The organism is Pseudomonas asiatica, from assembly GCF_040214835.1.
Taxonomy (GTDB): domain Bacteria; phylum Pseudomonadota; class Gammaproteobacteria; order Pseudomonadales; family Pseudomonadaceae; genus Aquipseudomonas; species Aquipseudomonas putida_Z.
Map to the genome: position 1 here is coordinate 3,669,134 of NZ_CP157874.1, position 23,946 is coordinate 3,693,079.

At 55.8% G+C, this 23,946-nt stretch carries 13 protein-coding genes and 5 pseudogenes; 11 read left to right on the forward strand and 7 right to left on the reverse strand.

Translation table 11 applies throughout. The annotated features are described in order from the left end of the window. Positions 1 to 315 precede the first annotated feature (315 nt). On the reverse strand, positions 316 to 8,607 hold the full coding sequence (locus ABNP31_RS16500; RefSeq protein ID WP_350012536.1) for a retention module-containing protein: 8,292 nt from the start codon (positions 8,605 to 8,607) through the stop codon (positions 316 to 318). A 621-nt stretch (positions 8,608 to 9,228) separates the two neighbouring features. Here ABNP31_RS16500 and ABNP31_RS26255 point away from each other — a divergent pair. The 3 genes and pseudogenes from ABNP31_RS26255 to ABNP31_RS16515 all read left to right on the forward strand — a co-directional run. After that, positions 9,229 to 9,372 (forward strand): annotated as a pseudogene (locus ABNP31_RS26255) (IS30 family transposase); the annotation flags it as partial. Between the two features lie 1,201 nt (positions 9,373 to 10,573). Continuing rightward, positions 10,574 to 11,386: a ParA family protein gene (locus tag ABNP31_RS16510; RefSeq protein WP_287169912.1), complete on the forward strand. Its 813-nt coding sequence runs from the start codon at positions 10,574 to 10,576 to the stop codon at positions 11,384 to 11,386. Beyond that, on the forward strand, positions 11,386 to 11,781 hold the full coding sequence (locus ABNP31_RS16515) for a hypothetical protein (protein ID WP_287169914.1): 396 nt from the start codon (positions 11,386 to 11,388) through the stop codon (positions 11,779 to 11,781). The genes ABNP31_RS16510 and ABNP31_RS16515 overlap by 1 nt, the downstream gene beginning before the upstream one ends. A gap of 766 nt (positions 11,782 to 12,547) precedes the next feature. On the opposite strand, the gene ABNP31_RS16520 is transcribed toward ABNP31_RS16515, so the two are convergent. After that, a complete protein-coding gene (locus tag ABNP31_RS16520) occupies positions 12,548 to 13,327 on the reverse strand; it encodes a phage portal protein (RefSeq protein ID WP_350012537.1) in 780 nt (259 codons plus the stop codon). 133 nt (positions 13,328 to 13,460) lie between these two features. On the opposite strand from ABNP31_RS16520, the pseudogene ABNP31_RS16525 reads away from it, so the two are divergent. After that, positions 13,461 to 13,844: pseudogene (locus ABNP31_RS16525) on the forward strand (P2 family phage major capsid protein); the annotation flags it as partial. 324 nt (positions 13,845 to 14,168) lie between these two features. Next, on the forward strand, positions 14,169 to 14,468 hold the full coding sequence (locus tag ABNP31_RS16530) for a hypothetical protein (RefSeq protein ID WP_350012538.1): 300 nt from the start codon (positions 14,169 to 14,171) through the stop codon (positions 14,466 to 14,468). 54 nt (positions 14,469 to 14,522) lie between these two features. On the opposite strand, the gene ABNP31_RS16535 is transcribed toward ABNP31_RS16530, so the two are convergent. After that, entirely contained in the window at positions 14,523 to 15,083 is a 561-nt protein-coding gene (locus ABNP31_RS16535; protein WP_350012539.1) for a hypothetical protein, read from the reverse strand. A 101-nt stretch (positions 15,084 to 15,184) separates the two neighbouring features. Between ABNP31_RS16535 and ABNP31_RS16540 the strand changes: the two genes are divergently transcribed. Further along, entirely contained in the window at positions 15,185 to 15,814 is a 630-nt protein-coding gene (locus tag ABNP31_RS16540; RefSeq protein ID WP_350012540.1) for a hypothetical protein, read from the forward strand. On the opposite strand, the gene ABNP31_RS16545 is transcribed toward ABNP31_RS16540, so the two are convergent. Continuing rightward, positions 15,815 to 16,684: a hypothetical protein gene (locus tag ABNP31_RS16545; RefSeq protein ID WP_350012541.1), complete on the reverse strand. Its 870-nt coding sequence runs from the start codon at positions 16,682 to 16,684 to the stop codon at positions 15,815 to 15,817. It abuts the gene before it with no gap. An 86-nt stretch (positions 16,685 to 16,770) separates the two neighbouring features. On the opposite strand from ABNP31_RS16545, the gene ABNP31_RS16550 reads away from it, so the two are divergent. Next, on the forward strand, positions 16,771 to 17,493 hold the full coding sequence (locus ABNP31_RS16550) for an FRG domain-containing protein (protein ID WP_350012542.1): 723 nt from the start codon (positions 16,771 to 16,773) through the stop codon (positions 17,491 to 17,493). A gap of 80 nt (positions 17,494 to 17,573) precedes the next feature. Here the strand turns inward: ABNP31_RS16550 and ABNP31_RS16555 are convergent, their stop codons facing one another. Further along, on the reverse strand, positions 17,574 to 18,332 hold the full coding sequence (locus ABNP31_RS16555; RefSeq protein WP_350012543.1) for a hypothetical protein: 759 nt from the start codon (positions 18,330 to 18,332) through the stop codon (positions 17,574 to 17,576). Here ABNP31_RS16555 and ABNP31_RS16560 point away from each other — a divergent pair. The 3 genes and pseudogenes from ABNP31_RS16560 (at position 18,312) to ABNP31_RS16570 (ending at position 21,973) form a co-directional block, all read left to right on the forward strand. Then, positions 18,312 to 19,220, forward strand: coding sequence for a hypothetical protein (locus ABNP31_RS16560; protein ID WP_350012544.1), 909 nt, complete (start codon positions 18,312 to 18,314; stop codon positions 19,218 to 19,220). The two genes, ABNP31_RS16555 and ABNP31_RS16560, sit on opposite strands and share 21 nt — an antisense overlap. 170 nt (positions 19,221 to 19,390) lie before the next feature. Beyond that, positions 19,391 to 19,645, forward strand: a pseudogene (locus tag ABNP31_RS16565) (integrase); the annotation flags it as partial. A 942-nt stretch (positions 19,646 to 20,587) separates the two neighbouring features. Further along, complete coding sequence (locus ABNP31_RS16570) at positions 20,588 to 21,973, forward strand: RNA-binding domain-containing protein (protein WP_350012545.1); 1,386 nt, start codon at positions 20,588 to 20,590, stop codon at positions 21,971 to 21,973. 117 nt (positions 21,974 to 22,090) lie between these two features. Here the strand turns inward: ABNP31_RS16570 and ABNP31_RS16575 are convergent, their stop codons facing one another. Together ABNP31_RS16575 and ABNP31_RS16580 are read right to left on the reverse strand one after the other, a co-directional pair. Next, entirely contained in the window at positions 22,091 to 23,134 is a 1,044-nt protein-coding gene (locus ABNP31_RS16575) for a phage portal protein (RefSeq protein WP_350012546.1), read from the reverse strand. Then, a pseudogene (locus ABNP31_RS16580) lies at positions 23,134 to 23,472 on the reverse strand (terminase); the annotation flags it as partial. The gene ABNP31_RS16575 and the pseudogene ABNP31_RS16580, both read right to left, overlap by 1 nt. 22 nt (positions 23,473 to 23,494) lie before the next feature. On the opposite strand from ABNP31_RS16580, the pseudogene ABNP31_RS16585 reads away from it, so the two are divergent. Beyond that, positions 23,495 to 23,926: pseudogene (locus ABNP31_RS16585) on the forward strand (N-acetylmuramidase family protein); the annotation flags it as partial. Between the last annotated feature and the right edge of the window lie 20 nt (positions 23,927 to 23,946).

Here is a 23,946-nt window from a genome sequence, read left to right on the forward strand (position 1 = left end):
TAGCGAGACCCGGACTTTGCGCCAAGCCATGAGAGGTGTGTTGCCTGTGCTGGCCCTTTCGCGGGCACGCCCGCTCCCACAGGATCTTCACAGTAATCAAGACTTGCACAGTACCTGTGGGAGCGGGCGTGCCCGCGAATGGGCCAGCACAGGCAGTCGAGAAACTTGAGGGGATTCAACAATAACCACAGAAGACACCTGACTCACCATCGGCAAGCCCACTCTGACGGCCTACAGCCTGAGCGTCACGCCCTTCATCGAAACAGGCCGCCGGGGGAACCCCGCAGCGGCCTGGCGGCCGCCGCGGGGCGTGGCTCATTGCCCGGAGTGGTCGATCTTGATGGTTGGATCACCACCACTGACCAGCGAACTGACCGTGGTGTTCGACCAGTTCACACCTTCAAGCTTGATCGACACGTCAGCGCTGCTGGTGTCACCGCCGGGTGTGAACTTGCCCTGGGTGCTGACCTGCAAGGTCGACTCGCCATCGACCGTGGTGATCTTCAGGTAGCTGTCGATGGACGATAGCGATTCGCCCTGCAGCAGGGCACTCAGGTCCAGGCGGTCGCCTTCTTCAGCATTGAAGTTCCTGACCACGTCATGGCCGGTATCACCTGCCGTCCACACAAAGGACTCGGCGATGCCGCTGCTGCCGGTGACGGTGCTGTCCCCTGCCCCCACGAACAGGATGTGGTTCTCGCTGCCAAGCAGGGATGTGGAGGCGCTGTCCGATGTGTCGCTCGCCATCAGCGACATCGTGCTCATCGACGCCGACGAGGCTGCGTCACCATGGGATGTCACCACGAACGAGCTGCTTGCCGAATCACCATCGTGGTCGGTGCCGATGACATGGACCGTGAAGTTCAGGTCGCTGGCAGGTTTCTCCTCTACATAGGTCAGTTTGGTGAAGGTGGTGTCAAGCGAACTCTTGCTCGGTGCAGCCAGGGTAATCGTGTCGAAGGCGTGCCCGGCAAGGCCCGTGAAGTCACTGGCCAGAATCTTTATGGACTCGGAGCCAGAGGTGATGGTGTAAGTCTTCGTTGCTTCATGCACAACACCATTGGCGTCCTTGTAGGAGGCGATGATATTGACGTCACCGCTGACCTGAAGCCGCGCAATGCCTAGCGTGACCTCTTTCATCGAGACGGCGTGCTGCTGGGCATCGGTGAACGCCACGGAGAACTTTTCGTTGGCAGAGAAGTGGTTGTTACCTACCCCCAGCCCATTGCCGACGTTGATCGTCGGCTTCCCTGTAGCACTGGCCAAGGCTTCAAAGGTGGCCGTTATGCCACTGGTGAAAGTGACAGGCAGGGTTGAGGTATTCCCGGATTTCAAACTTTCCAGGTTGAACGTATCTCGGCTACCTTCACGCATGCTGTTCTGGGTGACGGTGTAGTGCCCATCCGCTCCCAAGGCAAGCGTGAACACCTTCGTGGTACCGTCGAAAACTTCCACCGTGGTGCCGCTTGCATCCGTTGCCTTGCTGCTCCAGCCCGAAGGCAGGCCAACGATGGTGCCGAACTTCAGCGTGCCCACGCCATCACCGCCCGCCAGGAAGTGCGTGTCGCCAACCGCCGTGTACCCGACAGTGTTCCACATGCCGGCATTGTCACTGGTGGCGAAGGTCGGGCTGTCGTCTTCGACGCTGATCGTCAGCGTGCCGGTCGATGAGGTGCTGCCGTCGGAAACGCTGACACCAACGTTGAGGGACAGTACATCCTCGGCCGCCTGGTTCGGATGGTCGAGCGGCCCCTTCAGTTCCACGGTGTAGTTGCCGGCGTTGTCGATCCTGATTTCGATCACGTCCTTGCCACCGGCCGTGCCGGTCAGGGTCTTGCCGCCATTGGACAACGCCCATTGCACACTCTGGCCAGAGGACGTCAGCGCTGTCGATGGTGCTGCCAGGCTGACCGAGAGGTTGGCCGACGGCGTATCGATATCGCTGACCGTCAGCTTGCCAGCGTACAACTTGCTGTCGCTTTGGTCGGCTGGTGAACCGACGGTGTCTTTGTTCCCGCCGATCAGCCCCTCCTCGGACACCAGCGCGGCACCCGAAGTGATGGTTGGCGTGGCATTGGTCATGCCCACCGCAACGCTGGCGCCCGGGACCAGGTTCTCGAACACCTTGCTACCCGTGCCATTCTGCGTGATCTGGTCGATGCCCACGGACACGCTGCCACCACCCACGAAGACACCGTCGGGAATGGCACCTTTCACCGTGCCGGTGGTGCTGCCCGCCGCCACCATGATGGTCAGGCCATTGTCCAGCTTGATGGTCAGGCCGCCATGGTTGCTTGCGCTCATGCCAGCCGGCGCTTCCAGATTGACCGTGTAGGTCACCTCCTGGCCCTTGGCTGCCGGGTTGGGCGAAGCGCTCAGCACGACAGTCACGGTGTTGATGGTATCGGTGACCGTGACGGTCGTGGTGGCGCTGGTGTTCAGGTTTTCGAAGTTGTGGTTGCCTACATTTGTCACGCTGACGGTCTGGGTTTCGCCGTCACGGAATACGTCATCGCTCTGGGCCACGAACGGTGCGGTGGTTGCGGTGGTGGCGCCCTCGGCAAAGCTCAGGGTCTGGCCGTTGCTCAGGGTGACGGTGAACGCCTGGCCTGCCGGGTGGCTCAGGGTGCCGGTGATGGTCGTGGTGTGGCCTTCCTGCACGGTATTACCGGTGAGGGTCAGCGTCACTTCATCGCCGCCATTCGGCGTACCCGGGGTGCCAGGGTTGCCTGGAGTACCCGGCTCGTCGGTGATCTGCAGGGTTACCGGGTCGCCTTTGACCAGGTTTTCAAAGACCTGTTTACCAGTGCCTTGCTCGGTGATCCCGTTGATGGCGATGCTTGGAGCACTGCCGCCGACATAGACGTTGTCCGCCAGGTTGGCGGTTTGCGAGCCAGTAATTTCCCCGGCCGGGATGTGAATGACCTTGCCATTGCTCAGCGCGACATCAAGACCACCGTGCTGACTCAGGTCGGCACCGGCCGGGCCAGTCAGGGTAATGGTGTAAGTCACCGCCTGGCCTTCGACGGCCGGGTTCGGCGAGATGCTCAACTCGGCCTTCACGGTGTCGACGGTGTCGCTCACGGTGATCGTCGTGGTGGCGCTGGTGTTCAAGTTCTCGAAGTTATGGCTGCCGGCATCGATCACGCTGACGGTCTGGGTTTCGCCATCCTTGAACACATCATCGCTCTGTGCCACGAACGGTGCGGTGGTTGCGGTGGTGGCGTCCTTGGCGAAGATCAGGGTCTGGCCGTTGCTCAGGGTGACGGTAAAGGCCTGGCCTGCCGGATGGCTCAGGGTGCCGGTGATGGTCGTGGTGTTGCCTTCCTGCACGGTATTTCCGGTGAGGGTCAGCGTCACTTCATCGCCGCCATTCGGCGTACCCGGGGTGCCAGGGTTGCCTGGAGTACCCGGTTCGTCGGTGATCTGCAGGGTTACCGGGTCGCCTTTGACCAGGTTTTCAAAGACCTGTTTGCCAGTGCCTTGCTCGGTGATTCCGTTGATGGCGATGCTTGGGGCACTGCTGCCGACATAGACGTTGTCCGCCAGAACACCCGACTGCGAGCCACTGATCTGCCCGGCTGCGATGTGAACCACCTTACCGTTGCTCAGCGCGATATCGAGACCACCGTGCTGGGTCAAATCGGCACCGGCCGGGCCGGTCAGGGTAATGGTGTAGGTCACCGCCTGACCTTCCACCGCCGGGTTCGGCGAGATGCTCAGCTCGGCCTTCACGGTGTCGACGGTATCGCTCACCGTAACGGTCGTGGTCGCGCTGGTGTTCAGGTTTTCGAAATTGTGGTTGCCCGCATTCGTCACGCTGATGGTCTGGGTTTCGCCATCACGGAATACGTCATCGCTCTGGGCCACGAACGGTGCGGTGGTCGCGGTGGTGGCGTCCTTGGCGAAGGTCAGGGTCTGGCCGTTGCTCAGGGTGACGGTGAACGCTTGGCCTGCCGGGTGGCTCAGGGTGCCGGTGATGGTCGTGGTGTTGCCTTCCTGCACGGCATTGCCGGTGAGGGTCAGCGTCACTTCATCGCCGCCATTCGGCGTGCCTGGAGTGCCAGGGTTGCCTGGAGTACCTGGTTCGTCGGTGATCTGCAGAGTGACCGGGTCGCCTTTGACCAAGTTCTCAAAAACCTGTTTGCCGGTGCCTTGCTCGGTGATTCCATTGATGGCGATGCTTGGAGCACTGCTGCCGACATAGACGTTGTCCGCCAGGTTGGCGGTTTGCGAGCCAGTAATTTCCCCGGCCGGGATGTGAATGACCTTGCCATTGCTCAGCGCGACATCAAGACCACCGTGCTGACTCAGGTCGGCACCGGCCGGGCCAGTCAGGGTAATGGTGTAAGTCACCGCCTGGCCTTCGACGGCCGGGTTCGGCGAGATGCTCAACTCGGCCTTCACGGTGTCGACGGTGTCGCTCACGGTGATCGTCGTGGTGGCGCTGGTGTTCAAGTTCTCGAAGTTGTGGCTACCGGCATCGATCACGCTGACGGTCTGGGTTTCGCCATCCTTGAACACATCATCGCTCTGTGCCACGAACGGTGCGGTGGTTGCGGTGGTGGCGTCCTTGGCGAAGATCAGGGTCTGGCCGTTGCTCAGGGTGACGGTAAAGGCCTGGCCTGCCGGATGGCTCAGGGTGCCGGTGATGGTCGTGGTGTTGCCTTCCTGCACGGCATTGCCGGTGAGGATCAGCGTCACTTCATCGCCGCCATTCGGCGTACCCGGGGTGCCAGGGTTGCCTGGAGTACCCGGCTCGTCGGTGATCTGCAGGGTTACCGGGTCGCCTTTGACCAGGTTTTCAAAGACCTGTTTACCAGTGCCTTGCTCGGTGATCCCGTTGATGGCGATGCTTGGAGCACTGCCGCCGACATAGACGTTGTCCGCCAGGTTGGCGGTTTGCGAGCCAGTAATTTCCCCGGCCGGGATGTGAATGACCTTGCCATTGCTCAGCGCGACATCAAGACCACCGTGCTGACTCAGGTCGGCACCGGCCGGGCCAGTCAGGGTAATGGTGTAAGTCACCGCCTGGCCTTCGACGGCCGGGTTCGGCGAGATGCTCAACTCGGCCTTCACGGTGTCGACGGTGTCGCTCACGGTGATCGTCGTGGTGGCGCTGGTGTTCAAGTTCTCGAAGTTATGGCTGCCGGCATCGATCACGCTGACGGTCTGGGTTTCGCCATCCTTGAACACATCATCGCTCTGTGCCACGAACGGTGCGGTGGTTGCGGTGGTGGCGTCCTTGGCGAAGATCAGGGTCTGGCCGTTGCTCAGGGTGACGGTGAACGCTTGGCCCGCTGGGTGGCTCAGGGTACCGGTAATAGTGGTCTGCCCCCCTTCCTGCACAGCATTGCCCGTCAGGGTCAGCGTCACTTCATCGCCGCCATTCGGTGTGCCCGGGGTGCCAGGGTTGCCTGGGGTGCCCGGCTCGTCGGTGATCTGCAGGGTCACCGGATCGCCTTTGACCAGGTTTTCAAAGACCTGCTTGCCGGTGCCTTGCTCGGTGATGCCATTGATGGCGATGCTTGGAGCGCTGCTGCCGACATAGACGTTGTCCGCCAGGACGCTCGACTGCGAGCCACTGATCTGGCCCGCTGGGATGTTGATTACCTCGCCGTTGCTCAGCGCGATGGACAGACCACCGTGCTGACTCAGATCGGCACCGGCAGGACCGATCAGGGTGATGGTGTAGGTCACCACCTGGCCTTCCACTGCCGGGTTCGGCGAAATGCTCAGCTCGGCCTTCACGGTGTCGACGGTGTCGCTCACGGTGACGGTCGTGGTGGCACTGGTGTTCAGGTTCTCGAAGTTGTGGTTGCCGGCATTGATCACGCTGACGGTCTGGGTTTCGCCGTCACGGAATACGTCATCGCTCTGGGCCACGAACGGTGCAGTGGTCGCGGTAAGCGCGCCCTCGGCGAAGGTCAGGGTCTGGCCGTTGCTCAGGGTGACGGTGAACGCTTGGCCTGCCGGATGGCTCAGGGTGCCGGTGATGGTTGTGGTGTTGCCTTCCTGCACGGTATTGCCGGAGAGGGTCAGCGTCACTGCATCGCCGCCATTCGGCGTACCCGGGGCGCCAGGATTGCCTGGAGTACCCGGTTCGTCGGTGATCTGCAGGGTCACCGGTTCACCTTTGACCAGGTTCTCAAAGACCTGTTTGCCGGTGCCTTGCTCGGTGATCCCGCTGATGGCGATGCTTGGAGCACTGCCGCCGACATAGACGTTGTCCGCCAGGACGCCCGACTGCGAGCCACTGATCTGCCCAGCTGCGATATGCACCACTTTGCCGTTGCTCAGCTCGATATCCAGGCCGCCATGCTGGGTCAGGTCGGCACCGGCCGGGCCACTCAGGGTGATGGTGTAGGTCACCGCCTGGCCTTCCACGGCCGGGTTCGGCGAGATGCTCAACTCGGCCTTCACGGTGTCGACGGTATCGCTCACGGTGATCGTCGTGGTGGCGCTGGTGTTCAAGTTCTCGAAGTTATGGCTGCCGGCATCGATCACGCTGACGGTCTGGGTTTCGCCATCCTTGAACACATCATCGCTCTGTGCCACGAACGGCGCGGTGGTCGCGGTGGTCGCGTCCTTGGCGAAGGTCAGGGTCTGGCCGTTGCTCAGGGTGACGGTGAACGCTTGGCCCGCTGGGTGGCTCAGGGTACCGGTAATAGTGGTCTGCCCCCCTTCCTGCACAGCATTGCCCGTCAGGGTCAGCGTCACTTCATCGCCGCCATTCGGTGTGCCCGGGGTGCCAGGGTTGCCTGGGGTGCCCGGCTCGTCGGTGATCTGCAGGGTCACCGGATCGCCTTTGACCAGGTTTTCAAAGACCTGCTTGCCGGTGCCTTGCTCGGTGATTCCGTTGATGGCGATGCTTGGAGCGCTGCTGCCGACATAGACGTTGTCCGCCAGGACGCTCGACTGCGAGCCACTGATCTGGCCCGCTGGGATGTTGATTACCTCGCCGTTGCTCAGCGCGATGGACAGACCACCGTGCTGACTCAGATCGGCACCGGCAGGACCGATCAGGGTGATGGTGTAGGTCACCACCTGGCCTTCCACTACCGGGTTCGGCGAAATGCTCAGCTCGGCCTTCACGGTGTCGACGGTATCGCTCACGGTGACGGTTGTGGTGGCACTGGTGTTCAGGTTCTCGAAGTTATGGCTACCGGCATCGATCACGCTGACAGTCTGGGTTTCACCGTCACGGTACACGTCATCGCTCTGCGCCACGAACGGTGCAGTGGTCGCGGTGGTGGCGCCCTCGGCGAAGGTCAGGGTCTGGCCGTTGCTCAGGGTGACGGTGAACGCTTGGCCTGCCGGATGGCTCAGGGTGCCGGTGATGGTTGTGGTGTTGCCTTCCTGCACGGCATTGCCGGAGAGGGTCAGCGTCACTGCATCGCCGCCATTCGGCGTACCCGGGGCGCCAGGATTGCCTGGAGTACCCGGTTCGTCGGTGATCTGCAGGGTCACCGGTTCACCTTTGACCAGGTTCTCAAAGACCTGTTTGCCGGTGCCTTGCTCGGTGATCCCAGAGATGGCGATGCTCGGAGCACTGCTGCCGACATAGACGTTGTCCGCCAGGTTAGCGGTTTGCGACGCACTGACCTGGCCCGCTGGGATGTTGATCACCTCGCCGTTGCTCAGCGCGATGGACAGACCACCGTGTTGAGTCAAATCGGCACCGGCCGGCCCGGTCAGGGTAATGGTGTAAGTCACCGCCTGGCCTTCCACGGCCGGGTTCGGCGAAATGCTCAGCTCGGCCCTCACGGTATCGACGGTGTCGGTCACAGTGAGGGTAGAGGTTGCACCGGTATTGAGGCTGCCAAAGCCATGGTCGCCCGCATTGGTGACGGTGATGTTCTGGATTTCACCGTCCTGGAACACATCATCGCTCTGGGCAGCGAACTCACCGGTCGTTGCAACCGTTTCACCTGCTTTGAACGACAAAGTCTGGCCATTGCTCAGGGTCACCGTGAAATCCCTGCCCGCCGGCTGGCTCAGGCTACCGGTGATGCTGGTCAGCCCCCCTTCCTGCACATTGGTGCTGCTCAGGGTCAGCGTGGCCGCAAGCGGCTGAGGCTCGGGTGGTAATTCAGGTACTAGCACCGCTGCCTGCTGTGCCGGTGTTGCATTGCCCACGAACTCTCGCGCTTGCTCAACAGCAACGCCAAGTGGCCCGGTGGGGAAACCAATGGTGGGGGCGACCGACCCGCCCACTGCTTCAAGCATCACAAACGAGTGGCCGCCCCCGATGCCACCAGGGTTCGCACCTGCCCCGGTTGGGCCTGCCGCGGTCGCTTCGAGTGCGGTTGTCGGGTCAGCACCGGCGGCGATGGCTTGTTGCAGTTCGTCAACGGATGGCGCGGCCTGCGCAGTGGCTGCGCTCAGGTCGGCCACGCTATCTGGGGCATCGGCACTCCACTGGGTGTCGCGCCCCAAGTCGAGGATGCGCCCATCGGCCAGTTCCAGGCTCACCGCGCCACCAGGGCCGGTCTGGATCTGTTCACCCGCGAACACTCGATCCCCTTCCACAAGCACACGCTGGGTGCCCTCTGGGGAAATAGCGATTACCTGGCCAACAATACTTTTGACTATGGCGATGCTCAAGGCGGCTCTCCCGGGTAACGTGTGCGATTGGCTTCCATGTTCGGCCATGCTTCGAGTGTTGTCGGCTGGCTACAAGGATGGTTTATTTTTATAAGTGTTTATTTTTTGACGCCAACTATCAGGCTTCTTGATTCAACCTTTATATAACACCGCTATTGATATCAGTTACCCAATAATAAACAACAAAACAAATAATGGCCTAATGACATTTCGATATTAAAGAAGATATTTTTTGCTTCTTCCTGCAAGCTACAGCCACCCTACTCGCAATCTGGAACATTGGTACCAGCGGCTATAGAAAAAAATTAATGCGAGCGTCACTCGTTTACTCTATTCCGTTTGTCCTCGCTCCGACCGGGGCGGCCCGAAGCCTGCCCAAAGTGTCAGGTTTTGAAACAGCTTCATGCCTGTTCAGGTAAGCCGACAGACCTGCAACTTTTTACATCGGGTACTTGTTCCCCAGCATCTTGCGAGCGCGCTGCATCCAGAGGAGATATTTAACATTCGCGGTCCGACAAGATATTGGCTTGCTCCGAGCACAAAATATTGTCGCGCGTAGAACTGCTCGCCGTCGTTTACGAAACCCCTAACGATCCAGCGGGAACTGGCGCGCGTAGTTAACGTAAATGGGTCAACGACTGGTCACCCGAATAGATTATCAACCGTCTACAGATCGACTTTCCGGACGATAAGTCTATGCGGCTCTGTGAGGGAGCAATTTGTCAGGCTCTCTACATTCAGGCACGAGAGGCCCTCAAACGTGAACAAGCGGCAAGTTCATAGGCCTGAACCATTCTGCAACTGGAACGCTGATCGAGCGCTCAACCCGATTCACAGTGCTCGTCCATCTGTCTCGTGAGGGAGGCCAAGGGCTTGCTCCCGGGTGAAGGGGCAAGGCCCAAAAAACAAAAAAGCCCTGAATAATCAGGGCTTTAATGAGGAATGATGGCGGAAGCGTAGAGATTCGAACTCAACAAAATGGCGAAAGCTGGGCTGAAGGCCTTGATTTCTGTGGGCTGGAGCGCGCGTTTGTGAGCGTTTTTGTTCCCAGAGTGTTCCCAAGGTGGGTGTGCACGTCACCCTGCTAGGGTGCTTCCCCATAGGGAATCGCCGTTTAAGGTTGACCCATCAAAAAAAGGTAATTTTGGTAATTGATCCTTGGAAATGCTCTGTAGGCCACGTAAATCAAGGGCTGTATGGATTTTGAAAAAGGTAATTTTTTGGTAATTGAAAGGTAATCGAATTACCTCTGTGACTGGTTGTGTAAGGGAAAAACCATATCCTTTAGAATCAAGCACTTATGGAAAAATTACCTTTCTCCTTACCTTTAATTACCTTTTTTGGTAATCGCTCAAACCCTTGCCCCATAAGGCTTGCTGGGGTGTTACACCCCCCTCCTAACCGAAATTACCTTTTTTTGATGGGTCCTCCTAAAAATGGAAGGAAGCGAGCCCTATGCCCGCGAAAATAGGCCTTGCTGCAGGGATTCGCAGAAACGCGCCCTCCCCTATACCTACCCGGCCGCTCAGTAACTGCGCTGAGCTGGTGGTCGTGCAGGTGCGCAGAAATTCTGACACGTTTAGCCCGCAGGCGTGGCGTGGGGACGAGTGCGCGCGCCAAGGTAAAGCCACGCGTTTACCGCCATTATCCTTCTTAGCTCGATTGCGGAACTGGATTGGCGAATTCTCTCGCAATGAAAAGGAGTCGTTGGAATGCAGGCAGTTTTTGAGGACCGACCTCAGCATGCTTAGCCTGTCAGCCGCAACTAGAAGGTTCGCCAGGCTAAGGTCCGTGCTTTGGGAGGTGCGATGGAACGAATCAGCAACCCGCACAGTATCTGTAGGGTTTCGACTGAATCGAGTAGCATGTAGAGCGCTCCAGCAAGGCCCTGGAGGGCAACCCAGAGCTCTCGGCAATCATGGTGTGATGTGGTCTAATGATGGCACTTTACAACCAAGGAACGGAAATGGCTGCTGCAATCATCTCGTGCATCAATTTGAAAGGTGGGGTTGGCAAAACAGCTCTAGCAGTAAATCTCGCAGCGTACTGCGGTATACAAGACAAAAAAACGCTGCTGATTGATCTGGACCCGCAAACCAACGCTAGTTTCTCGTCCATAGGCGTTCAGGCTTGGCAAGATCATGTAGGGCAACATGGCTCCGTAGCCGACCTACTTGGAGCGCGCAAGCATACAAGCGCCGACGGCACAACAAAAAATGCGCATGAAACAATCATCACTGATGTTTTTGAGAATGTGGACTTAATCCCATCGCACATCGACCTGTTTACAGTCGACCTCGACTTAGCAGGAGCTACTTCGCGAGAGACCAGACTGCGGAGAGCGCTAAAAGATGTCATCGACGAGTACGACGTCATAATTTGCGACTGCCCACCCAACTTAACCATACCAACGCAAAACGCCTTGGCGGTTTCCACGCATTATGTTGTTCCGGTGTCTCTCGACTTCCTATCTGCAATCGGGGTAGGCCTCCTACTTAAACGCGTACAAGAGTTCTGCACTGACCTTGAGCATAGTTTAGAAAATATAGGGGTAGTAATTTCCAGAGTTGGCAGGCCTGCACTACACCGAGACGAGACTGAAGCCACCCTTAGAAAACAGTTTGGCAAATCAGTTATAAAAACAAAAATTACAGAAAGGGTCGCCGTAAGCAGATGCGCACAACAGCAAATCTCAATCTTTGAATCTAAAGATGAGACTTCAATTGCCGAGTTTAGCTTAGTCTGCAAGACACTGCTAAAAACTGCAGGGGTAATTTAATGAGAACTCACGAACTCTCGAGAGCACTTCAAATACTATCAAAAATCCTCAAATCCGGACCAGATATGGACCTTGAGGACTGGTCCTACACGACAAAAAAGAAGGACTTTTCAAGCGAGGACATCAGCATAAAGGACGCAGACATCCCGGCCGCCCTCTACACTCTCGTCAAGCTCAACGATGTAAGCAAATCCCAATGGATTGCACTAATGAAAGAGTACAATATTGACATCGAGATACGTCCTCGCGATGCCAATCGTGACATTGTCGGAAAAATTCTTAGCTACTTGGCATCCAATCCTAACGCAAGAGAAAGCTTAATTAGTAACAATTCAAAAAAATCTGTATCCGTCTCAAGCGAACTCGCCAACGCACTCAACTTATTGCTTAAATAATGGAACAATTAAAATCTGAGATTCAAGCAAACTTTGAGCGAAGTTTCGTCGCCACGAGAAGCAGCGTGACGGATACCTTGCGGGCCTTGGAAACCCACAAAGATAAGTTTGCCTCCAGCTACAGCAGACTGGTGTCGCTGCAGGCATGGCGCTCTGAACTGCTAAATACTATACTCGCATCTGACGCAGAAGCGTTCTTTAAGGAGGCGCATAACGACGCACTAATGTCCCATGCGTTGGCTAGACAAGGGGCATGGCGCGTTGCACTAATGTCGTTGCGAAGCTTGATCGAAAACACTGTCTTCGGACTGTACTACTGCGACCATCCCGTTGAGCTCCAGCAATGGCAGATTGGAGAGCACAAGCCAGGGTTCAGCGAAACGATATCCTACTTACTTCGACACCCTAAACTTAAGGACCTCCCAGCTGCGATCACTGGAATCGACTCTCTGAAAGCTGAGTACGCCACGCTCTCAAAAGCTGTTCATGGCTCAGCCAAATCTTTCAGAATGACTCGCGACGGGATGGTAACAGGCCTCAATGTAAACTCCGCCTCAGACTTGGGTGCTTGGACAAGCAGAGAAAGCGCAACCATATGTTCGATCAACCTTCTACTCATCTCGTTTTTCTCAGAACATGTAAAGGGAGCAGCCCTACCGAATTTACGAAAAGCCATTAGCCTTTCGATACCACAGAGCAAGCATGCAGCGATCAAGGCAGCACTTCACGTTAGTTTAAGAAGTTAGCACAGAGGTGCTGAGCGATTTTACATCTGCTCAGCATCCTCAAAACTGACTACATCATCACCTAGCCAATCATTTATCTGTGTAAGCCTCTGCTTAATCGGCTTCAACTCATTACTCACCCAAATTTTGCTAGCTTCCAAAACCGAACCGAAACCACCGGCATTTTGCGGAACTATACCCATTAACTGAGGCGGTATCCGTAAGGCTGCAAGTAGATCATCTCGACTTATATTTTTGATAGAGCCAAAGTCATCCTTGGCCGCCACCTCACTGATCGGTAGCAGCTGAATCCCGTCCTTCTTACCGTTGGGCGCGTACATGAATAGATTACGAAAATTTCCCGGTCCTTTGCTGTTCCTCATCGCGTCCCGCAGGTCGTCAACAAATTTCTCGCTATGGGCCGGGTCGGTCATGTAGAGGATAAAGCCCGCGTGGCTGCCGTTTTGGTAGTATTTACGTCTAAACAACGTGGCACTTTCGTTCAACAGCGCACTCTGCAGCGCGGGAAGCCACTCAGGTAGTCCGTAGATTTCCTGGTTAATATCAGCTTCACGTAGATGACAGATGCTTCCGGTCTTGAAGACGTGCTCATCCTTCCAACCGCGGACCTGATAGTAGGTTTCAAGGTCTATCCCGCGGCGCATGTACTTGGCCAGGCAGGGCAGCAGGCCCAAGGCCTGGCGCAGCATGTTGTCGCGTTTCTCCAGATATAAGTTACCGCACCATCCCCAATCCATAACGATTTGCTCGAAAGCTTGCCGGCTCAAAAGTCGGTGTGGGATGAAGCTGCGCACCAGCATGTTACGCTTGGTCACCCGCCTGGGCAGCACCCAGGACCACACCCAGAAGGATCGCCCATCGGTTCCCGGTGGCAGCGGTCGCGAACTCACCGACTGCTGATCGACGATAAATCAAGGAACACCGGAGACCACCATGCGTAACGAAACCCGCCTGCTCTTCAACGAATACCTGGCCCAACTGGCCAAACTTCATGGCGTACCTGACGTCACCACCAAATTCACCGCCAGTCCGGCTGTGGCCCAGAAACTGGAAAGCCGTATCCAGGAGTCGAGCCAGTTCCTGAGCGCGATCAACATCTATGGCGTCCCCGAGCAGATGGGTGAAAAGATCGGCCTGGGCGTGACCGGCAACATCGCCGGCACCACCGACACCGACGTCAAAGCCCGCGAGACCCGCGACCCAACCGGCCTCGACAACCGCGGCTACGTCTGCACCCAGACGAACTACGACACCCACCTCAAGTACCAGAAGCTCGATGCCTGGGCCAAGTTCCCGGACTTCCAGGCCCGTACCCGCCAAGGCACCCCGTTATAGCCGGGCGGTGCCAGCCTAACGTCCAGACCTTCCGCCTTTCCGACGGCCCAAGCCAGCTGCTCTCCGACTAGGTCGGCCGTCTTCACCTCGAACACGTTGAGGTCCAGCACAAGTTTTTCGGGCATGACGATTCCTTGGCCGCCATATCGCGGCAGTGAGTTGAACAAGGGGTTGGAGTTGGTGCAAGAAAATCGGCCGGTGGTCCGATTCAGTTCTCAAACTAGGATTCCGCAGTTGCGTGCCACCTGGCCTTAGCTATGGTGAGAGTTCACCCGTGGCATACAACTAAAGTCGTAGGAGGTCGACATGAGGATTCGCGGTGAAGTTTTCTGGAAATGGGCTGACCCTTCGCTTCACCACCGCACTCATGACGAGACCCTCAGCGATGGAATGCACATAGATGTCCAGGTGCGACTGTCGCGGGCAGGTAACACGCAGATGTTCATTGGGGTGTATGCCGTGAGTGGCATGGCCCTTCATGAAGAGGCGTTCGACTCCCGTCCCGGTCAATCAATGACCAGGGCTTTGGCCTGGGGCGTAGGACGGGCTCGCCGCATTGCCACAGACACTCACCCAAAATTCGACCAGGTAGTCTGCTCGGGATAGGGGAGAGGGAATACAGCTGGGCGGAGTACAAATGTGCTCCACTCTGCATATAGCTTACCGGGCGGTGTTCGTCTGAAGAGCGAGACCCTTCACGGCCTCGCTATAAATGAATTTGATCTGATCCCACGGGATCGTGTGGCGCTGCGCGTACTCTCCCTCGCCATCGCATATCTCACAGCCCTCAATCGGCTCATCCAGTTCGCGGCATTCCGGGCATTCCTGGGTGACCTCCAGCTTGAACTCACCGAGCAGCAGCGCCTTGGCGCCGTTCTCGGCCGTGAGCCGCTTGGGCATCAGGCAGTATCCTTCAGGGATGGATACCGACGACCCAACAGGGACAATCGGCAGCCCAGTCGCAGCCGCATCCCGTTCTGCCTCTTCTTTGGTCCACCAGAGGGCAGTACCAACCATCCAGGCTATAGGCTCGGGGTGGGGCTGCGGCTCGGCATGCGTTTCGCGGTAGCCCGCCAGGAACAGCAGGTAGTCGCTGTGGGTGCGCTGGTCTTCGAAGCCGGTGCTGTCCTTGCGCAGTGCTTGCTCGCCCAGGCCGAGCGGGTTGAGCCTAATGAACACATCGCGTGGGTCGGTGTTGCTGGATCGGTTTTCTGTGGGCATGGAGTACCTCAAGCCGGGTACGTCCGGCTGCGTCAGTGGCATTTTGATATTGAATTGTGGTTTATTGCTGCACTTAGTTTTCGATCTAGAGGCAGAGGCTGGTGGGTATAGAAAATTTGATGATGACAGTTAACAGAATTCCTAAAATTGAACTGGATACTGGAACGGACTGGACGGCTGTTTGGACTGCGGTAGGAACTTCTTTTGCGACGATAGCTGTAGTTCTGGTGACCACTATCTATACAGCTTATTCCTTTCGTAAGACTATTAGAGCTCAAAAAGAATTGGCCGATGCACAAGAGGCTAGTCGCATAGCGCACTCTAAAGCTGAGGCTGTTGCGCGCAGCAGGCAGGAGTGGATCAACAGCTTGAGGGATGTGGTTGCATCGTTCATCTCCACAGGTGACGATCTCGCAACCGCGTCCGTGAAGCTTATTGACAATACGGATCAGACACCCCGTCTTGCTCAAATTATGCAGCGCGCAGATCTACAGAATCCATTTTATGTAGAGTATAGTCGAATTTTATTGGCGGCAAAATTGCAACGCGCCAAAGTTCAGTTGTTTACAAATCCTCGTGAAAAAGAAACCGGTGAACTTATAAAGGCTATGGATGCATACATACAAGCGTCTATGGTGGCCGACTCCACTGCTCATTTAGGTGAAGAGGTGATTAGAAATACCCAAGTAATCATAAAAAACGAATGGGTGAGAGTTAAAGAGATGAAATAGTTAATCGCCACAGAGGCAGTCGATGTCTTCGCCCAGGTGATTGAAATCAAAATCGGTCTGCCTGGCTCGCTGGTCCGCTGACCAGGCCAGCGACCGGTAATTGGGCCGGTCCTGCCGGAACACCTGGCCGAACCGCTCCTCGGTGCCAGACCACCAGATCACCCGGGAAGGATCTTCCTGAATGGTCCTGATCAGCTTCGCCTCGTTCTTCTTCCAGCACAGATCGCAGTTGCCGTAATCCGAATCCATGCGCAGTTCAAAGGGCTGCGCTGACCAGAAGGCCGCCACCTCCTCTTTGGTGATGCCGGCGACGTACGAGGGGCAGACGCTATCCCAACGTGCATTGCCGCGTTCGTTGGCCGTCATCATCCGGCTGTAGCGTCGGGGCTCGTCGTAGCGGATTCCGACGATGCAGTCCCACTCGTCGTAGCCCAGGGCGCGCATGTGCTTCTTGCCAATCTTCACCTTGAGGTAGGCGGTGCACATGTTGTTGCTGAAGTTCGGCAGCACGGCCGGCAGCTTCTTTTCAGCCTTCCGGTACGACTGGTAGTACTCGAGCATCATGGTGAAGGGTTCGCCGTTGCGGCTGGCTGTCTCGAAGTCGACGATCTTGTACCATGGCGCGTCGTCCGGCTGGCCGTACACCCGGCACCACTCCATCCAGACGATTTTGACGCCCCAGTGCTTGGCCATGGCGTCGATGAATACCAGCGTCTCCTCGCGTTCCTTGCCGGTGTTCTGGAAGAAGGCGTGCACATCTGCCGGGAGCTTGCCGCCGTGGGCCTCGAGGATTTTCCAAAGCATGTGCCCGCTAGTGCGGCCACCACTGACGCCGATCTGCGCCGGCCCAGTGATCTGGTAGGGGTTCATGGCAAATCTCCTTTGTAGGCTCACCTAGGAGGCTATTTCTTCGATGAGTGTTATGATCTTTGGCCCGCCATGGAGGAGCCAATTAGATGGAAGCGCTATCAGTAGTCTATATCGAGAATGTATCTCAATACGTAAGCGCGATAGTTAACATCAATAGACATGAAACGAAGGGCTCTTTATATCGCGGGCAACCCGATTACAGCTTTGGCTTGACTTCAACTTTGCAAAGAGCGCTGACTCGTGAGGTAGGTCCTATCCATCTGCAAAGCGCAAAAAACGCTTGGTGGATTTTTAAAAAAGAGCGCCACCTCTATCATCCTAGTGGTGATCTGGCTCCTTGGGATGAACTTTGTCTTGCTCAGCATTACGGGATGCCTACGCGGTTGCTGGACTGGACTCTCGATCCACTTATTGGGCTGTATTTTGCCTTGGAGTCAGTCGAAGATTTTCTACCAGAAGCCGATGCATGTGTTTATGTAATTCCTGCCCGAGGTGATGTGGGGTGGGTAAATAGTGAAGATCTAGGAGCTGATGTATTCGCTGAATTATCGCTAGCGGGAAGCTCTTATGAACATTATATTCTTGTGCCTGATTATAGAGAGATTAGAGTTCGAAGTCAGTCGGGGGTTTTCTCTTTGACGAAAAATATCAGTGACGAGTTTCCTAAGTCCTTGACTCATCACGTTGTTATTCCTGCCGCTTGTATCAACACCATCAAAAAAGAATTGATCATGTTTAACGTTACTAGAAAGAGGGTATATTTAGACGCCGCATCGTTGTGTCTTGATCTAAAGTCCTCGTATTTTTAGTCCGCAATCCACGATCTCCTCTCGCGCGGAAGGCGTTCATGGTTTGAGAGGGGAAGGTGCTGGCGGGCAGCGCCGGAGGGTCAAGCGGCTTTGACCTCGTCCTGTTGGGCGACGATTGCCTTGGCTGCGTGATTGAGCAGGTACAGCCGGCTGATCAGGCTTTCGCGCGGCTTGTCGATGGTGATCTCCCAGTAGTCGCAGCCCAGGCCCAGCTCTTCGTGGTGCTCGCTCATGAACATGCTGGCTTGCTCGGCGTAGCAGATGTCGTCGGCCTCGCTCAGGAGGTCATTCAACGAGTCCCAGAAGTCGCGGCCATCCCCGCCATATTCAATGGCTGCGAGATGCTCTTTAACCAGCCTGCGGAGTTCGTTCCAGCGACCGGCCTCATGGCGTCCGCCGTCGTTTCGCATCCACTCAGGCAGGGCGCTGTACTGGTCCTCGTCGATTTGCTCGCAGACCTTGTTGCATACGCCAGTCACCAGTGCCGCGCGAAAGGCTTGCTCGTCAAACTCACGCTCGCGGCAGTGCTCTTCAAGCTTCGAATGGATGTAGTAGCCGATGTCGTCACCGGCCAGGAACTCGATGCCGTAGGACAGGCCGACGTTGAAGGTCAGGCCGTCGATGTCACCAATCGTGGCGATACCGAAGCGGGTGATCAGGATGTCGAATGCGTAGCTGGTGGTTCGCGGTGCCTTGCAGCGCCAGACCTTCAACTGGTCGGTGTCAGCCAGCACGGTGTATTCGTGGTCCTTCAGGCACTCGGCGGCGCGCTCGCGGCGCTTGGCCTTTTCGGCTTTTCGCTGGTCGATCCATTCTTGGTGGCGTTGTTCATCGTTCATGGCTTTCTCCATGCATGCGCCGCCCTCCGTGGCCGGATGCGGCATGGTGGCAATTTGGTTTGGGATGGGGTATTACGGGTGACCGGCATGGGGCCGGCGAGGGAGAAAAAGGTGAAAGTTTTTATCAGTTGGTCTGGCAGTCGCAGCCGCGCTGTGGCTGAGGTTTTGAGTGACTGGATCAAATGCGTATTGCAAGCGTCTGAGCCTTGGATTTCCACGCGCCATATCGATCGAGGCTCGTTATGGTTTTCGGAAATTAACGAGAAGCTACGTGACATCTCAGTAGGTATCGTTTGCCTAACGCAGGATAATAAAGATAAACCTTGGATTTTATTTGAGTCTGGAGCACTTGCAAAAGGCCTGAGTGGAAACAGGGTTTGCACTTTCCTTGTGGATCTTCAGCCTCACGATCTTACAGATCCCCTCGCTCAGTTTAACCACACAAAGCCTGACAAGGAAGGTGTCTGGGAACTTGTGAGGACGCTTAATGCGTGTTTGGCTGATAGGGCCCTCGATGAAAGAGTGCTTGAGAAAGCGTTTCTAGTTTACTGGCCTCAGTTCGAAGCAGATTTTGCATCGGCGTTGGCTGCCAATGAGCCTGATAAGGTGACAAAGCCACGCTCACAGCAAGATGTTCTTACCGAGATCTTGGGTGCAACCCGAGAGCTCACTAGGCGTATTTCTAAAATTGAAAGTGCTCAGCGTTCAAATGCGAATACTGATCGTGCCGCTATCAAGGATTTTGATAATTTGCTAATTTCGCCTAGCAATTGGGTGCACAACGTTTTTCGTAGTAAGTACACGGCAGAAGAGTTGGATAACCTTGCGAAATTAGTTAAAGATGGTCGTGCTGCTCCTATAGAAACACCGAAGGAAGATGAAGATTAAATGGTCTTGGCCATTAGGTAGAGATGAATAGGCTGATTTAGTGTTGCTAGAACAGCCGGGCGAGCATGCTGTTGGGCTTGCGCTTACTCATTGTATGCCGCCTTGCTTGTTCGCCGCACCTGCCTCCATCGCCTCCACAAACCGCATTGCAGTGCGGTAGCTGAAGGCGAAAACGCGTCACGGCCGCCATGCTTCGCCATCGCTGGGACGATGCCCGGGAGGAAGCAGTGAAAGCAGCGGTAGCCGCCGGCGACCAGATGCTGGCTGGTCGTATTAGCCAATTCCAGTTCCGTGACATCCGCCCTAAAGCAGCATCCGAAATTGTCGATGTCGACCACGCCAGCCTGCTGCTGGGCCACACCAAGGGCGACATTACCGAGCGGGTATATCGCCGAGTTGGTGCCCTGGCGAAACCGACCAAGTAAGAAAGTATCGGAAGCGCTTCCGAAATAAACCATTCCCAAGGGTGTTCCCATGGGTAGTTTTTCTATGCCCCAGAAACGCAAAAAGCCCTGAATAATCAGGGCTTTGAATGTGGCGGAAGCGTAGAGATTCGAACTCAACAAAATGGCGAAAGCTGGGCTGAAGGCCTTGATTTCTGTGGGCTGGAGCGTGCGTTTGTGAGCGTTTTTGTTCCCAGAGTGTTCCCAAGGTGGGTGTGCACGTCATCTGCCAGGGTGCTTCCCAATAGGGAATCGCCGTTTAAGGTTGACCCCTCAAAAAAAGGTAATTTTGGTAATTGAGATCTGAAAATGGTCTGGAGGCCGCGTAAATCAAGGGCTACAGGGATTTTGGAAAAGGTAATTTTTTGGTAATTGAAAGGTAATTGGATTACCTCCATCACTGGTTGTATGACGAAAAAACCCTACCCTTTAAAATCAAACACTTACGGAAAAATTACCTTTCTCCTTACCTTTAATTACCTTTTTTGGTAATCGCTCAAACCTTTGTCCCATAAGGCTTGCAGGGGTGTTATACCCCCCTCCTAACCGAAATTACCTTTTTTTGATGGGTCTCCCTAAAAATGGAAGGACGCGAGCCCTGTGCCCGCAAAATCAGGCCTTGCTGCAGGGATACGCAGAAGCGCGCCCTCCCCTATACCTACCCGGCCGCCCAGTAACTGCGCTGAGCTGGCGGTCGTGCAGGTGCGCAGAAATTCCGACACGTTTAGCCCGCAGGCGTGGCGGGGGGACGAGGGCGCGCGCCGGGGTAAGCATCAAGTTGCTTCCACTCCTTTAGTCGGTGAAACTACGGTTCTCTGCGGGTGCCTCTATCGATTCAAGACCCAGCTTTCTCACTACGTAGCCAACCCAGGAAGCTGACCGCCCTTCCCGTCCCAACGCGACTACAGCCAGATAAGGAATATCATGTCGAATTACAATCCTTTTGAAAAAGGGATTCACGAACTAACGATCGATGATCTCAACGCTCTGCGCTTCGTTTCGGAGGGCTGGTATATAGAGTACAAACAGGAGCTTTCTAAAGCTGACGCAATCGCTAAGTCTATCTCTGCGCTGGCCAATAGCTATGGGGGCTGGATTTTCTATGGAGTTGCGGAAGAATCAAAAGAAAACTCTGTAGCTGGTTCTTTTCCCGGAATAGGGAAAGATGAGATTGACGGAGCCTTACAGCGTATTCGACAGGCAGTCGCCACTAAAATAAGTCCGGACTCTCACTATGAAGTGGTGGCATTGTATGGACCCAGTGAAGTCCTTAGCCTTGAAGCGGGAAAAGCTATAATATGCGTATCAGTACCTCAAAGCTTAGAGGCTCCCCACATACACAGTAAGGGAGTAATCTACAGACGCGTAGCCGACGGATCAGAACCGGTACCTGAAAACGATCGACACATGATTGAAAAAATGTTCGACCGTTCGAAGGCTACAATTGATTTATACAAGGAGTGGGTATCAGAAGACCCTGAACTTTCAAAAGCCGAGGCCACCAACCCACATGTCAGGATTATCATTTCAACACACCCATGGAAGAAACCCAGACCAAGCTTCCACCTCAACATTGAACGAGCAAGGGAAGCGCTTGGCGCTGATAAAAAAAATTTCCGCTCGGTCACCTTCGATACTTTCTACTCAAGTACTCAAGGTATAGTTGCCAGGCAATGCGGTGGATCCGACCCTACAACTACGAGACTAACGTGGAACATTTACCCTTCACTGAGCGGTGATGTGTCAATTCCTCTGCAGATGATAGATCTACCTACTAGGCGAGTCGCTGAATTATTAAGCAAATTCGAAACAGGGAGAGAATTTGCAACAATATTCACCGACTCAAAGGCCGAGAATTTACGCCTAGTAGATATGAACGTTCTATTCCATGTCATAATGGGCATTGTACAATCGCATAGAGCCCTTTTAAAAACTGGAGGGCTACCTTGCGAATTTTATATAAAAATAAAATTAATCAACACCTGGAGAACAACCCCATTCCTCGACGCAAACTTCTACTTAGATCACATCAAAAAAAATGGAATTCCGCTGTGCTTGACGGAAGAATGCATCAACCCACCTGGCTCACACCCTGACACCTTCATACATGTTAAAGACGTGCCAGATGCAGAAAGCGATGAAGTAAGTGTAGCCATACAAGCCGTGAACATATTTACACCGATAGCTGAAGCATTTGGAATTCCAATGAAGGAGCTGTGGCTAAACTACTCCTCTGAGACCACCACAATTTACAGCGAATTGATTGGTGCCGGAGAACGTTCCGTAGCCCTTGGGGCGATACGGGAGTAAATTGTTAAATCGAAGCTGCTTCGGTCATTGAAGGGAATACAACTGCCCGCCCAATATGGCGGGCAGTATTGCTTGAATTTCAGTGAACTCATGCCGTATCGAGCTGTTAGATCTACCTCAATTACCATTTGATATGGGAATCTCATAGGGCTTAAAGCGGATAATCTCTTCACCCATCCACTCATTGATCTGATGCAATCGAGCCTGTTCCGGCTCCAATTCATTCATAGCCCATACCTCAGTGGCATCCCGGACAGAGCCAAAGCCGCCTGCGTTCTGAGGCACCACACCCATTAACTGCGGTGGGATGCGTAACATGGCCAGTTGGTCGTCGCGGCTGATATTCTTTATCGCGCCGAAGTCATCCTTGGCTGCAACTTCGCTGATCGGTATGAGTTGGATACCGTCCTTCTTGCCGTTTGGCGCGTACATGAACAGGTTGCGGAAGTTGCCCGGGCCCTTGCTGCTCTTCATCGCCGTGCGCAGGTCGTCGACGAAGTCTTCATTCTGGGCTGCGTCGGTCATGTACAGAATGAAGCCCGCATGGCTCCCGTTCTGGTAGTACTTTCGGCGGAACAACGTGGCCGACTCATTGAGCAATGCGGCCTGCAGCGCTGGCAACCACTCCGGCAGGCCATACACCTCTTGGTTGATATCAGCCACTCGCAGGTGGCAGATGCTGCCCGCCCTGAACTCATGCTCATCACGCCAACCGCGCACCTGGTAATACGTCTCCAGATCCGCACCGCGGCGCATGTACTTCGCCAGGCAAGGCCGAAGCCCCATCGCTCGGCCCAACATGTTGTCGCGCTTTTCCAGGTAAAGATTGCCCGACCACCCCAGATCCATGACGATCTGCTCGAACGCTTGGCGGGTCAGCAGCCTGTGGGGAATGAATGTCCGCGCCAAGGCGTTGCGCTTGAAGATCAGCCCAGACTGCAGGTAGACGCTGGCCTTCGACGATCGGGCCAGTCCGTCCAGCGAAACTGGCGGCTCATACCACCGACCGTTGCTGTAGCACTCCAGGTAATCCAGGATCTCGCGCCCGTCCAGGACCGGTACCGGATCGCCAAAGGTGAAGGCCTCAGCCCGGGTGTTCGGGTTGGCGAGCAGCTCGCCGGCAGTCGCCGGCGCGGCGCCGGCCAGGTCGATGTTGCCCATCAGAAGATCTCCATGATGCGAGTATTGGTTGCGGTCTGCCCTTCAAGCGGCTCGTTGTGCAGCGCGTGAAAGAGCGCCCAGGCCAAGTCGGCATGACCGGTGGCCTCGTTCCGGCCTGCTGTGTAGGTAAATTGGCGACCACCAGGTGTAATGGTTTTGCGAATGGCCATGAGGGACTGCGCTACGTCTGTTGCACCGGCATCGAACTCCAACCGCCCTTTGCTGATGACGTCCCACGCTTTCATGACCAGGCGGGTTTTAACCTCGGGGCTGTAAGTGAAGGTGCGCAGCGCTGGGAAGAATTGGCGCACCAGCTGGGCCACGGCGCTGCCCATACCACGGGCACCGGAAGACGACCAGGAGCAACTTCGCCAGCGCGCTGACGATTTGGCTAAACAGGCTCCCGCCTTGGTCAACCCCAAGGCCGGCGGTTACATCGGCGGGACGTCCGAGCATCAACGGCTCGCCCAGGCTCGCCAGATCGACGAGATAGCAGCTCTTGAATCGGCCAGCTGGGGCGCCTTCCAGGTGATGGGTTTTCATTGGAGGCGCCTCGGATATGCCAGTGTCCACGACTTCGTGGCAGCGATGGTCAGGAGCGAAGCCGACCAGCTGGAGGCCTTTGTCCGCTTCATCGAGACCGACGCAAGCCTCCTCAAGGCACTGAAAGGGCTGAAATGGGCGACAGTGGCCAAGCTCTACAACGGTCCGGACTACCAGCGAAACCTGTACGACGTGAAGCTTGAACGGGCATTTGAACGGCACCAGGACCGCGCCATGGTGGCTGCCTGATGGACGTTCGCGCCGGCCTT

Excerpts from the sequence above, each read along its gene's own strand:
- ABNP31_RS16510 (WP_287169912.1), top strand. The coding sequence starts at position 10,574 with ATGGCTGCTGCAATCATCTCGTGCATCAATTTGAAAGGTGGGGTTGGC.
- ABNP31_RS16515 (WP_287169914.1), top strand. The coding sequence starts at position 11,386 with ATGAGAACTCACGAACTCTCGAGAGCACTTCAAATACTATCAAAAATC.
- ABNP31_RS16520 (WP_350012537.1), bottom strand. The coding sequence starts at position 13,327 with ATGCTGGTGCGCAGCTTCATCCCACACCGACTTTTGAGCCGGCAAGCT.
- ABNP31_RS16530 (WP_350012538.1), top strand. The coding sequence starts at position 14,169 with ATGAGGATTCGCGGTGAAGTTTTCTGGAAATGGGCTGACCCTTCGCTT.
- ABNP31_RS16535 (WP_350012539.1), bottom strand. The coding sequence starts at position 15,083 with ATGCCCACAGAAAACCGATCCAGCAACACCGACCCACGCGATGTGTTC.
- ABNP31_RS16545 (WP_350012541.1), bottom strand. The coding sequence starts at position 16,684 with ATGAACCCCTACCAGATCACTGGGCCGGCGCAGATCGGCGTCAGTGGT.
- ABNP31_RS16550 (WP_350012542.1), top strand. The coding sequence starts at position 16,771 with ATGGAAGCGCTATCAGTAGTCTATATCGAGAATGTATCTCAATACGTA.
- ABNP31_RS16555 (WP_350012543.1), bottom strand. The coding sequence starts at position 18,332 with ATGAACGATGAACAACGCCACCAAGAATGGATCGACCAGCGAAAAGCC.
- ABNP31_RS16570 (WP_350012545.1), top strand. The coding sequence starts at position 20,588 with ATGTCGAATTACAATCCTTTTGAAAAAGGGATTCACGAACTAACGATC.
- ABNP31_RS16575 (WP_350012546.1), bottom strand. The coding sequence starts at position 23,134 with ATGGGCAACATCGACCTGGCCGGCGCCGCGCCGGCGACTGCCGGCGAG.